The organism is Cellulosimicrobium sp. AB352, assembly GCF_049538415.1.
Taxonomy (GTDB): domain Bacteria; phylum Actinomycetota; class Actinomycetes; order Actinomycetales; family Cellulomonadaceae; genus Cellulosimicrobium; species Cellulosimicrobium funkei.
The window spans coordinates 69389-80768 of record NZ_JBMVFX010000020.1 but is presented as its reverse complement, the minus strand read 5'-3'; the positions used below and the strand labels follow the sequence as shown (position 1 = coordinate 80768).

At 72.2% G+C, this 11380-nt stretch carries 11 protein-coding genes and 1 other RNA gene; 2 read left to right on the top strand and 10 right to left on the bottom strand.

Going from position 1 to position 11380, the window contains the following annotated elements:
• From ACPCUX_RS14640 to ACPCUX_RS14615, 6 genes are all read right to left on the bottom strand, one after another.
• A partial coding sequence (locus tag ACPCUX_RS14640; protein ID WP_423389040.1) for an ROK family protein occupies window positions 1–1026 on the bottom strand: 1026 nt, incomplete at its 3' end.
• 1 nt (window position 1027) lies between these two features.
• A complete protein-coding gene (locus ACPCUX_RS14635) occupies window positions 1028–1960 on the bottom strand; it encodes a carbohydrate ABC transporter permease (RefSeq protein ID WP_034652152.1) in 933 nt (310 codons plus the stop codon).
• Window positions 1957–2913, bottom strand: coding sequence for a carbohydrate ABC transporter permease (locus ACPCUX_RS14630; RefSeq protein WP_034652155.1), 957 nt, complete (start codon window positions 2911–2913; stop codon window positions 1957–1959). Before ACPCUX_RS14630 ends, ACPCUX_RS14635 begins: the two co-directional genes overlap by 4 nt.
• A gap of 147 nt (window positions 2914–3060) precedes the next feature.
• Entirely contained in the window at window positions 3061–4353 is a 1293-nt protein-coding gene (locus tag ACPCUX_RS14625) for an extracellular solute-binding protein (protein WP_085388198.1), read from the bottom strand.
• 210 nt (window positions 4354–4563) lie between these two features.
• Window positions 4564–5724 carry an ROK family transcriptional regulator gene (locus ACPCUX_RS14620; protein ID WP_051027709.1) on the bottom strand — a complete coding sequence of 387 codons (1161 nt, stop codon included), beginning with the start codon at window positions 5722–5724 and terminating at the stop codon, window positions 4564–4566.
• 112 nt (window positions 5725–5836) lie between these two features.
• Complete coding sequence (locus ACPCUX_RS14615) at window positions 5837–6730, bottom strand: PfkB family carbohydrate kinase (protein WP_423389042.1); 894 nt, start codon at window positions 6728–6730, stop codon at window positions 5837–5839.
• Window positions 6731–6869: 139 nt separating this feature from the next.
• On the opposite strand from ACPCUX_RS14615, the gene ACPCUX_RS14610 reads away from it, so the two are divergent.
• Together ACPCUX_RS14610 and ACPCUX_RS14605 are read left to right on the top strand one after the other, a co-directional pair.
• On the top strand, window positions 6870–7847 hold the full coding sequence (locus ACPCUX_RS14610) for a DUF4349 domain-containing protein (RefSeq protein ID WP_423389039.1): 978 nt from the start codon (window positions 6870–6872) through the stop codon (window positions 7845–7847).
• Window positions 7840–8187: a hypothetical protein gene (locus ACPCUX_RS14605; protein WP_085388201.1), complete on the top strand. Its 348-nt coding sequence runs from the start codon at window positions 7840–7842 to the stop codon at window positions 8185–8187. Before ACPCUX_RS14610 ends, ACPCUX_RS14605 begins: the two co-directional genes overlap by 8 nt.
• Window positions 8188–8250: 63 nt before the next feature.
• Here ACPCUX_RS14605 and ssrA read toward each other — a convergent pair.
• The 4 genes from ssrA to ACPCUX_RS14585 all read right to left on the bottom strand — a co-directional run bounded on the left by ssrA (window position 8251) and on the right by ACPCUX_RS14585 (window position 11379).
• Window positions 8251–8617, bottom strand: a transfer-messenger RNA (tmRNA) gene (ssrA, locus tag ACPCUX_RS14600).
• 148 nt (window positions 8618–8765) lie between these two features.
• Window positions 8766–9179: a hypothetical protein gene (locus tag ACPCUX_RS14595; RefSeq protein WP_021482408.1), complete on the bottom strand. Its 414-nt coding sequence runs from the start codon at window positions 9177–9179 to the stop codon at window positions 8766–8768.
• Window positions 9180–9298: 119 nt separating this feature from the next.
• Complete coding sequence (gene smpB, locus ACPCUX_RS14590) at window positions 9299–9769, bottom strand: SsrA-binding protein SmpB (RefSeq protein WP_021482407.1); 471 nt, start codon at window positions 9767–9769, stop codon at window positions 9299–9301.
• Between the two features lie 203 nt (window positions 9770–9972).
• Complete coding sequence (locus ACPCUX_RS14585; protein ID WP_043652586.1) at window positions 9973–11379, bottom strand: M23 family metallopeptidase; 1407 nt, start codon at window positions 11377–11379, stop codon at window positions 9973–9975.
• Window position 11380 lies beyond the last annotated feature (1 nt).

Below are 11380 nucleotides of genomic sequence, written 5' to 3'. Positions count from 1 at the left end.
CAACACCTTTCGACGGCCGACGAGAGCAGCGCCCACGGCGGCGACCGGGACGTCCGACGGCGCGAGGGAGACCCGCTCCGACAGACGCAACGAGGACAGGAAGGGGGACGTGCTCGACTGCGCGTCGAGCGCGTCGCGGACCGCGTCCAGCAGTGGCTGGCCCAGCGCGGACACGCCGCCGCCGAGCACCACGTGGCGCACGTCCACCGTCAGCTCGAGGATCCGCACGGCGGAGGCGACGGCGGACGCGAACTCGTCCTTGATCCGGATCGCGTCCGGGTCGCCCGCGGCCGCGGCCTCGAAGAGCTCGGCAGGGGCCGGCCGACCGTGGCGCGACGGCCAGCGCGCCGACACGGCGGAGCCCGACGCGTAGACCTCCACGCACCCGCGCTGCCCGCACGCGCACTCGGGCCCGCGCGGGTCGATCGGGATGTGCCCGATCTCCCCCGCCGCGCCGCTCACGCCCCGGCGGAGCTCGCCGCCGAGCACGATGCCGGCCGCGAGCCCGGTGCCGAGCGCGAGGAACGCGAGGTCCTCCCCCTCCGCGCCGCGCAGGTGCGAGGCACCGAGTGCGGCCACGTTGAGGTCGTTGTCGACCTGGACCGGGACGCCGCCGAGCTCCGCGGACAGCGCCTCGGCGAGGGCGAAGCGTCCGCCCTCGATACCGAGGTTCACCGCGTGCACGACGGAGCCGTCGGCGGGGTCCACCAGCCCGGGGACCCCGACGCCGACGCCGTCGACGCCCGCGAGGTCACCGCAGGCGCGCCGGACCACCTCGCGGACCGCGCGCGCCGCGCTGGACACGACGCCCTCCGGTCCGCGCACCGTCGGCAGGCGCAGGGTCTCGCGCGCGACCCCGTCGGGGCCGAGGAAGGCCGCGAGCACCTTGGTGCCGCCGATGTCGAGGCCCACCGCGCTGCCCGGGCCCACGGGACCGCGTCGTGACGCGGTCCCGGGGCCGGGGCGTCCGGCCAGGGCTGCGGCCGCCTCGCCGTCGAGCGAGGCAGCCGTGCTCAGGTCGCTCACGTCAGCCCTTCACCGCACCCGAGACGAGGCCACCGGTCATCCTGCCCTGGACGATGACGAAGAAGATGACCACCGGGATCGCCACGATGACCGAGCCGGCCATCAGCGCTCCCCAGTTCGTCGCCATCGTCGCCTGCTGGAACGTGCGCAACCAGACCGGCAGCGTCATGGACTCCGGCCGGGACATGATGATCAGCGCCATGAGGAACTCGTTCCACGCCTGGATGAACGCGAAGACACCGGTGGCGACGAGGCCGGGCGCGAGCAGCGGGAACGTCACCTTCCAGAACGCCTTCGGTCGCGAGCACCCGTCGATCATGGCCGCTTCCTCCAGCTCCGCGGGCACGCCTTGGACGAAGCCTCGCAGGGTCCAGATCGTGAACGGCAGCACCGCGGAGATGTAGACGAACGCCAGCCCGGTGATCGTGTTGAGCATCTGCCAGCCGTCGATGATCCGGAAGATCGAGATCATCATGGCCTCGCCCGGGATCATCTGGATCACGAGGAGCGCGACGATGAACGACTTGCGGCCCTTGAACGAGAAGCGCGTGATCGCGAGCGAGGCGAGGAAGCCCAGGATCATCGAGACGACCAGCGTGATGAGCGTGACGGTGATCGAGTTGACCATCGCGGGCGGCAGCGGCGCACGACGGTCGTCGGTCCACACGTTCACGTAGTTGTTCAGCGTGAAGACGTCGGGGGTCGGGAAGAAGTGCAGGTCCGTCCCACGGATGAGGTTCGTCGGCAGGAACGACGTGTTGATCATCCAGTAGACGGGGAACGCCGACGCGACGAAGACGACGATCGCGATGATCGAGTAGACGACGTTCGCCGCGCGCTTCTTGCTCTGTCCCTCGCGCCGCGTCTTCCGGCCACCGCGGTCGGGGACCGCGGCGCGGGAGACGGGGATCGTCGGGGTGGAGATGGTGCTCACAGTTCTTCCTCCCGGACGGTCCGGCGCACGTAGTAGAACGAGATGCCGAGCATGATGAAGACGAAGATGACGGCGATCGCGCCGGCGACACCGTAGTGCCCCTGGGCCATGCCCATCTGGTAGATGTACACGCCGATCGTGTTCGTCTTCTCACGGTCGCCGCCGATGCCCTGCAGGGCGTAGACCTGCGTGAAGACGCGCAGGTCCCAGATGATCGACAGCACGATCAGCACCGTGTAGATGCTCCGCACGTAGGGGACCATGATGAGCCGGAACCGCTGGAACGGCGTCGCGCCGTCGAGCTGCGCGGCCTCGAGGACCTCGCCCGGCACCTGCGTCAGGCCCGCGTAGAGCGTGAACGCCACGAACGGGATCGCGCCCCACACGATGATGAGCGTCAGGATGAGGAAGAACTGCATCGGGTCGAGGAGCCACGAGTGGCCCATCCAGTTGTCCCCGGTGATCTTCGTGAGGAAGTTGTTGACGACGCCGTACTCGGTGTCGAAGAGCCAGCCCCAGACGATGGTGCCGGCGAGGGGCGGCATCGCCCACGCGAGCAGCAGCCCGATGGACACGAGGAGGCGGAAGCCCTTGTTGAGACGCATCATGAGCAGCGCCACGAGCGTGCCGAACAGCATCGTCAGCGCGACCCAGACGACCATCAGGACGAAGCTGCGGAGCAGGACCGTCCAGAACCCGTCGACGTCGGTGAGGACCTGTACGTAGTTGTCGAAGCCCACCCACTCGGCCGGCACGCCCATGAGCTGGGCGCGCTCGTACTCCTGGAAGGACATGACGAACAGCTGGACCAGCGGGTAGCCGACCATGATGCCCAGCAGGATGAGCGTGGGGACCAGCAGCGACCACGGCAGGACCGGTGGACGCCGCTTCTTGGGGGGCCGCACGGACGCGCGCGGGGGCGCTGTCCGGGGCTCGAGAGTGGTAGAGCTCATTTCCTCACTCCGTCGGATGGTGCGCGGTGGTGCGCAGTGATGACGTGCGGGACGCGTCGTGCGAAGGGTGGGGACCCCGGAGAGATCCCCACCCCTGACGAGCGTCCGGTGCCGTCCCGGGCGGACCCGGGGCGGCACCGGGCCGGCTCAGCTGTTGAGGATCTGCTCGATCTTCGCGTCGAGCTCCTCGGCGACGGTCTTCACGTCGTCGCCGTTGGCGATGCGCGTGAAGGCCGTCTGGAGGACGTTCTGCGCCTCGACGTCAGCCCACTTCGGCGACACCGGCGTGACCTGCGTGTTCATCGCGGCGTCCACACCGGCCTGGGCGATCGGGTTGTCCGTCGGCACCTTCTCGGCGAGCGAGGTCTTGGCCGGGATCAGGCCGTTCTCGGCGAGGATCGTCTGGTACTCGTCGCTCATCATGATGGCGTAGGCCTTGACGGCGAGCTCGGGGTTGTTCGACTTCGACGCGACCGCGAGGTTCGAGCCACCGCCGAAGACCGTCGCGGTGCCGCCGTCCTTGCCGGGCAGCGGGAGCGCGGTGAGGTCGGAGCCGTAGGTCGACTCGCAGCCCGGCGTCTCCGCGTCCTCCGGAGCCTTGATGGACCACTGGATCCACGTCGGGGCGGAGAGGTACGCGACCTTGCCCTCGCAGAACGGCACCTGGAGGTCGGTCTCCTGGCCGTCCTTCGGGGCGTGCGAGGCGTTGGCCATCAGGTCGGCGACCTGCTCCATGCCCTTGAGGCCACCCTCCGAGGAGAAGCCCGCCTCCCAGGTGCCGTCCTCGCCCTGCTCGGCGATGAAGCCGCCGTTCTCCCAGATGAAGGGGAGAGCGTTGTACCAGTCCTGGCCAGGCCAGTAGAGGCCGGACACGTCCGGGGTCGTGAGGGCCTTGGCGCTCGCGACGTACTCGTCGAGCGTGGTCGGCACCGCGGCGCCGCCCGTGACCTGGGGCGAGTAGAACACCACGCGGGAGCCCGCGTAGTACGGCAGCGCGTAGTGCTTGTCCTCCCACGTGCCGGCCTCGACGAAGGCGGGCAGGAGGTCGTCGCCACCGTAGGACTCGAACTCGTCGGCGGTGATCTCGCGGAAGTAGCCCGCGGAGGTGAACGCGGCGGACTGCGTGTTGCCGACCTCGACGACGTCAGGGCTGTCGGAGCCCGAGAGCGAGGTCGTCAGCTTGTCGACGAGGCCCGTCCAGGACTGCTCCTCGATCGTGAGGGTGCTGCCCGGGTTCTCCTCCTCGAACGTCGTCTTGAGGTAGTCGCGGGCCGCGTCGGGGGTGTCGGAGCCCACGAGCCAGACGCGGATGTCGCCGGAGGCGGCCTCGCCGTCGCCGGAGCCGTTGTTCTCGTTCCCGCCGGTGCTGCAGGCGGTCAGCGCGAGCGCCAGGGTGATCGTCGACGCCACGGAGGCGGCGACGAGACGGTTCCTCTTCACTGGGTGCTTCCTCTCGGTGATTCTTGGTGGTGGCGGCGATGCCCCCACCGGAGGTGTGGCAGGAGTCCTGCGTAATCGAGCGTGTGCAGGGGTGCTGCGGTGTTACTGCGTTCCTGGGGGTGCTGCACTGGGGGTCCCAGGAGGTCGTGAGGGGCGGGTCGTGGCCCGAGCCCCGGTCGGGCAGAGCGGGTCAGGCGGAGCGTCGTCGGCTCACGAGACCCCCAGCTGTCCGGAGAGGACGAGGACGGCGGCCCCAGCGAGGACGACGTCTTCGTCGAGCGTGGCCATCCGCACCTGCAGCCCGCTGCCGATGACCGGCATGGTGCGGGAGCGGATGGTCTCGAACGCCGACTCGCGCAGGGGGCCGTCGAGCAGGTCCGCAGGACCGCTCACGAGCACCTCCGCGAGGTTGAGCGCACTGACGACAGGGGCCAGGGCGATGCCCAGCGTCCTGCCCACCGACGCCAGCACGGCGTCGGAAGCCTCGGTGTCGAGCCCGTCCACCGCGCGGCGCAGCGCCGGCACGGACAGGACGGTCTCGAGGCAGCCGCGGCGCCCGCAGGCGCACGGCTCGCCGTCCTCGACCACGGTCACGTGGCCGAGCTCGCCGGCGGCGTCGGCGTGCCCGTGCACGCGCGCGCCGTCGACCATGATGCCGGCGCCCACGCCCTCGCCCACCGTGAGGACGAGCAGGCCGTCCCCGGCCGCTCCCCCGAACGTGAACTCGCCGAGCGCGGCGATGTTGGCGTCGTTGGCGACGTGGACCGCGAGCCCGAGCCGCTCCGTGAGCTGGGCGGCGAGCGGGACGTCGTACCAGCGGCGGTTCGGCGCCTCGATGACGCGGCCCTCGGCGTCGACGACGCCGGGCGACCCGATCCCCACGCCGATGACCGGCTGGGTCGCGGACGCGATGAGGCCGCGGCAGAAGCGCATGAGCAGGTCGACGAGCTCGGTGCCGGTGCGGCCGTCCACCGCGAGGCTCTGCCGGACGACGAAGTCGCCCGTGAGCGTGACGACGGCGCCGCGCAGGACCTCGTCGTCGGTGAGGTCGACGGAGACGATCTGGTACGCGCTCGTGCGCATGCCGACGAGGATCGCGGGCTTGCCCACGCGCTGGCCCGGGCGGACGCCGAGCTCCTCGACCAGGCCCTCGGCGATGAGCACGGAGACGAGGTCGGAGATGGTCACGCGGGTGAGGGACGTGGCGCGCGCGAGGTCGGCGCGCGACGTGGGCCCCTCGTGGAACAGGTGCTGCAGCACGAGCGACCGGTTGTGGGCCCGAGCGTGCTCGGGGAGCACCTTCGAGGTCGGCCTGAGCCCTGTGCTCAGTCGCCTCCTCGGTGCGCCGGTGCCGGTGACTGCCGTTGTCATGTTTGTTAGTAGACTGCCTTTACTAAGTGGCTGTCAACTCTCTCCCGGCTTCGTGACCGAAATGTAGCCGAGGAGGCCGCGACCCGGGACCTTGGTCCCACGGCCCCGCACGTCACGACGTCGCGGCGATCCAGCCCCGCGCTCCGGCGTGCTCGACCGAGCGGGACGCGACCACCACGGCGTCCGCCAGCGCGGCGCGCCACGACGACCCACGTGCCGCCGCCGCGGCGAACGCGCCGTGGACCACGTCGCCCGCACCCAGGGTGTCGACCACGCGGCCCGGCCGCGGGACCGCGACCTCGTACCTCTCCCCCGCGTCGAGCACCTCGACGGGCCGCGGACCGCGGGTCCGCGCGACGAACCGCGGTCCGAGCGCGGCGACGGCGTCGAGCACGTCGCCCGTCGCGACGCCGGGCGGCCGGAAGTCCGCCGACACGACGACGGCGTCGCACAGCCCGATCATCGCGGGCGCGTCGGGCTTCCAGGAGCCCCCGTCCAGCACGACGGCGCACCCGCGCTCCCGCGCGCGGCGCGCGACCCGGAGCGCGAGCCCCGGGTGATGGCCGTCGAGCAGCAGCACGTCCCCGGGGCCGAGCTCGCCCAGCAGGTCCGTCGTGCGACCCGGCGCGACGAGCCGCGCATCGGTGAGGTCGCCGAAGCCGGAGGCGTTGGTGCTCACGACCGCACGCTCGCCGGTCGCGCGCGTGACCAGCACCGTCGAGACCGCGGGCTGGGCCGCCCCGGCGACCCCGGCCGCACCGTCCACCGCGTCGACGAGCGCGACGCCGGAGGACGCGAGCTCGGACCGCACGACCGCGGCGAGGGGCCCGTGGCCCACGGCGGTCACGAGGGTCGGCGGGACGCCGAGCGCGACGGCGGTGGCCGCGGCGTTCGCGGCCGGGCCTCCGAACGTCGCGGCGAGGGACCGCGCGACGACCTTCTCGTCGGGTCCGGGCAGGGCGTCGACGACCTGGACGACGTCGAGGGTCACGAGTCCGCAGCACACGAGCACGCACCCATCCTCGCGCGGGGACCGGCGCGTCCGCACGGCGCCGGGCGACGGTCGGATCACGGACAGTTCACAAGACGGTCACGATGTGGGTGCGGCTGTCCGGTTCGCGCGGTTGGCCCCCTACCCTCGCAGCATGCGGACCACTCGCCCTCTCGCCGTCGTCGCCGCGCTGGTGCTCGGCGGCGCGCTCCTGGCCGGCTGCTCCGCGACGCCGGGCGCCGGCGACGCCGCCCTCGACTCCGGCGCGGGGTCCGAGGCGGCGGTGGTCGACGGCACCGACACCTCGTCCGGCGCCCCGGCCGGGATCACGACCGGCGACGAGGACGCCGTGGTCGAGGCGGACCGCGAGATCGTCACGACCGGCTCGGTGACCGTCGTCGCGAAGGACCCGTCGGCGGCCGCCGAGCAGGTCGCCGAGCTCGCGGAGAGCGCGGGCGGGCGGGTCGAGAGCCGGCGGCAGTCCGAGCCCGAGGGCGACGCGCGGCCCACGGCCGAGCTGACGGTGCGCGTGCCGGCGGCCCAGACGACCGCGACCGTGGACGCGCTCGGTCAGGTCGGCGAGGTGCGCGACCTCGCGATCGAGGCGGTCGACGTGACCGGCACCGCGCGCGACCTCGACGCCCGCGTCGCGGCGCTCACCACGTCGGTCGAGCGCCTGCGGACACTCATGGGCGACGCGGCGACGACCGCGGACCTGCTCGCCGCCGAGCAGGAGCTCACGACGCGCCAGGCGGAGCTCGAGTCGCTCCAGTCGCAGCGCGCCGCGCTCACGGACCGGGTCTCGATGTCCACGCTGCACGTCACCGTCGTGCAGGTGGTGCCGACGGAGCAGCTCGCCCCCGGCGGATTTCTCGGCGGGCTGCAGAACGGCTGGAACGCTCTGCTGACCACGCTCAACGGCCTGGTCGTCGTCCTCGGCGCGCTGCTCCCGTGGCTCGTCGTCGTCGGCCTCGTCCTGCTCGTCGTGCGCTGGGTGCTGCGCCGGGTCCGCCGTCGTGCGCAGGACGGCGGCGCTCCCCCGGCCGACGACGGCGGCACGGGGCCGGACGACGACCCGCAGGCGCCGTCGTCGGGACGGGCTCCGCTCGTCGGGGCGTCCGCCCGTGACTGAGCCCGTCACCCCCGAGGGCACCGGTCGCGTCGCGCGCCTGTGGGCCGACGACGAGGGCACGGCCCGGCTCGCCGGTCACCTCGTGACGCGCGTGTGCACGCACTGGGACACGGTCGGGCCGCAGACGTTCCCCCGGCACGTCAACCCGGAGCCGCGCGTGCAGTGGCGGGCCCACCTCGACGGCGCGGGCGACGACGAGGACCTGTACAGCGACGACCCCGGCGCGCCCCCGCTCCCCCGTGACGACGACGACCGGCTCGAGGTGCGGGGGCGGCGGCTGCGCCTCGAGTGGCTCGACGGCGACGAGGCGGCGGCAGCCTGGGAGCGCCACGGCTGGTGACCGCACAGAGCGCCGATACGGCGACGGCCCGCACCCCGAGAGGGGTGCGGGCCGTCGCCGCAGGGGTGGAGGTGCGGGGAATCGAACCCCGGTCCGGTGACGCCGATCGAGGACTTCTCCGGGCGCAGTCTGCTGTCGTTTTTCTCGGCCCCCGCACTCACGCAGACAAGATGCGGACGGGCTCAGTCACCTGAAAGTCCCCGCAGCCCCGGTGACGAGGACTGCGAGCAGTGGCTCTCTAGATGACGCCAGGATCCGAGTCGAGAGCTAGCTCGGGCTGACGGACTTCGGGGCTCGCTCAGGCGGCGAGGGCGAAGTCGGTGCGCTTGTTATCGGCACCTGTGTTTTGCAGACATCGTTTACGAGATAAGCCTGCATCCTCGGCCCGCTTCTCCTCGAAGCACGACCACCGTCGAAACCGATCACCCCCTGTGCAGTTGTCAAGCACTGCGCGGCGTCCGGGCGGACCCGGACCTCGTGCAGCAGGTCCAGCCTACGCGATCAACGCCGTGCCCCGCACGGATATTCCCGCGCGGCCGGGTACCGGCGACCGTGCGCCGCCGGTACCCGCGTCGCGGCTACTTCTTCCGGCTCAGCGAGTCGACGAGCAGCCCGCCGGCGATCCCGAGGAGGAACACGTCCTTCGCGAGCCCGGTCCCCTGCTCGGTGGGTCGCACCCCGTCCTCGCGCGTCATGCCCGGCGTCTTGAGGTACATGCCGACGAGGCCGGCCGAGAAGACGCCGAGCCCGACGGCGACGAGACCGGTCGGGACGAAGGGCGCCACGAGGGCCGCGCCGAGCGCGATCTCGGCGGTCGACAGGGTCTTGGTGAACTGCTTCGGCTCGACGTCCCCGAGGAACGAGTACGTGCCGGCGGCCATCCCGTGCAGTCCCTGCGCGGTCTCCTCGTCGGCACCGCGCTTGCTCAGGCCGGAGTTGAGGATGTACGCCCCCGCCGCGAGGCGCGGGATGTACTGGCGGAGCTTGACCATGGGGCCTCCTGGTTCGCGGTCGTCGTCTCGCCCTCGACCGTACGTCGAGGGCGACGGCGTCACCAGCGGGTGGGGCCGACGTCGGGCACGGGACCGCGTGCGGGACGCCCCGCGCGGCGTCAGCGCAGCTCGCGCTGCCGCATGGCGCGCTGCGCCTCGCGGTTGTCCTGCTTCTCGCGGAGCGCCTGGCGCTTGTCGTACTCCTTCTTGCCGCGCGCGAGCGCGATCTCGACCTTGGCGCGGCCGTCGAGGAAGTACAGCGCGAGGGGCACGATCGTGTGCCCCTTCTCGCGCGTCTTGGACTCCAACCGCAGGATCTCCTCCTTGTGCAGGAGCAGCTTGCGCTTGCGGCGCGGGGCGTGGTTGTTCCACGTGCCCTCGGTGTACTCGGGGATGTGGACGTTCTCGAGCCAGGCCTCGCCGCGGTCGACCGCGACGTAGCCGTCGACGAGCGACGCCCTGCCCATCCGCAGCGCCTTGACCTCGGTCCCGGACAGGACGATCCCCGCCTCGTACACGTCCTCGATCACGTAGTCGTGGCGTGCCTTGCGGTTGCTGGCGACGACCTTGCGGCCGCTGTCCTTCGCCATCCGTGTCCTACCGTCCTTCTCTGCTGTCGGTGCTGTCGCCCGGGGTGCTCGTCCGGGGCACCGTCCGTGCGCCGGCCCCGAGCCGTGCGGGCGCCCCAGCGTACGGGTGCCCGACGGCGCCCGGTACCGATTATCCCCCGGGTGCGGTCGCGCGGGGGCCGGGGGCGGGTGGGGCGCGACTCCCGGAGCGCGACCCGGCTCGGTCAGCGCAGCACAGACATCGGGTCGATCGTCGACCCGTTGACGTACACCTCGAAGTGCAGGTGGCACGCCCCCGAGAGGCCGGTGTTGCCCGAGTAGCCGATGACGTCACCCTTGTTGACGGTCCGGCCGGACGACACCGCGAAGCGCGTGAGGTGGTTGTAGCTCGTCATGAGGTTCTTGCCGCCCACCGTGCCGTGGTTGACGAGCACCTGGTTGCCGAAACCGTTGCGCCACTGGGCGTGGACGACCGTCCCGGGCCCGGCCGCCATGATCGGCGTGCCGCAGTAGGCGCGCAGGTCCGTCCCCGCGTGCAGGCGGTAGTAGCCGAGGATGGGGTGCAGGCGCATCCCGTAGCTCGAGGTCACGTAGGGCACCGCCGTCGGGTACGACAGGAAGCTCGAGATGCTGCCGCGGTCGCCGCCGGAGGACGAACCGCCACCTCCGCCGCCGCCCCCGCCGGAGGACGACCCGCCACCGCCACCGCCTCCACCACCGCCGCCTCCACCACCGGACTGCTGGCTCTGCTGCTGGCGGCGGGCCTCCTCCTCGGCGGCCTTGCGGTCACGCTCGGCCTGCTCCGCGATGATGCCCTTGATCTCGCTCTGCAGGGACTGCTGCGCGGCCTCGTTCTCGGCGACCTTGGCCTCGGCCGCGGACTTGCGCTCCTCGATCGTCGCCTTCTTGGCCTGCTGGTCGACGATCAGCTGCTCGACCTCGGCCTTGCGGTCGGCCGCGGCCGTACGCGCCGCCTCGGCGGCGACGAGGTTCTCGTCCGCCTGCTGCTTGAGGTCGGTGACCGTCTCGCGCACCGCCTGGAGGCGCGCCTCGCGGTTGCGCGACACCGACTCGGCCTCGAGCAGCTCCTGGAGCGAGCGGGACTGGCTGCGCGCCGCCGTCGAGGAGACCGCGTACTCCGCGATGAACTCCTCGGTGCTCTGCGCACCCGTGACGATGCCGAGGCTCGAGACGTCGCCCTGGCCGCGGTACGCCTGGCGTGCCATCTCGGCGATGCTCGACTTGGCGTCGGCCACCTCGGTCGCGCCGCGCTCGATCTCGGCGCTGATCGCGGCCTCCTGGCCCAGCGCGTCCTCGAGCCGCTGCGCGAGCAGCTCCGCCTCGCGCTGCGTCCGCTCGACCTCGGCCTGGGCCGCGTCGAGTTCGGCCTGCGCGACGGGCAGCCGTGCCTCGATGGCCTGGAGGTCGACGACGGCCTGCGCGAGCGCCGCGTCCGTGTCCTCGAGCTCGGACTGGAGCTGCTCGCGGTTGCCGAGGATCTCGGACTGGCGACGCTCCGCCGCGGCACGGCGGTCGTCGATGTCGTCGGCGGACGCCGAGGCGACACCGCCCACGAGGAGCAGGGTCGTGGCGATCAGAGCCGCTGTCGCGCGGCGGAGGTCCCGGGTCATC

What these genes read in the sequence shown, in the direction of transcription:
- ACPCUX_RS14630 (WP_034652155.1), bottom strand. Translation starts at nt 2,913, where the DNA reads ATGAGCTCTACCACTCTCGAGCCCCGGACAGCGCCCCCGCGCGCGTCC.
- ACPCUX_RS14620 (WP_051027709.1), bottom strand. Translation starts at nt 5,724, where the DNA reads ATGACAACGGCAGTCACCGGCACCGGCGCACCGAGGAGGCGACTGAGC.
- ACPCUX_RS14610 (WP_423389039.1), top strand. Translation starts at nt 6,870, where the DNA reads ATGCGGACCACTCGCCCTCTCGCCGTCGTCGCCGCGCTGGTGCTCGGC.
- ACPCUX_RS14595 (WP_021482408.1), bottom strand. Translation starts at nt 9,179, where the DNA reads ATGGTCAAGCTCCGCCAGTACATCCCGCGCCTCGCGGCGGGGGCGTAC.
- smpB (WP_021482407.1), bottom strand. Translation starts at nt 9,769, where the DNA reads ATGGCGAAGGACAGCGGCCGCAAGGTCGTCGCCAGCAACCGCAAGGCA.
- ACPCUX_RS14585 (WP_043652586.1), bottom strand. Translation starts at nt 11,379, where the DNA reads ATGACCCGGGACCTCCGCCGCGCGACAGCGGCTCTGATCGCCACGACC.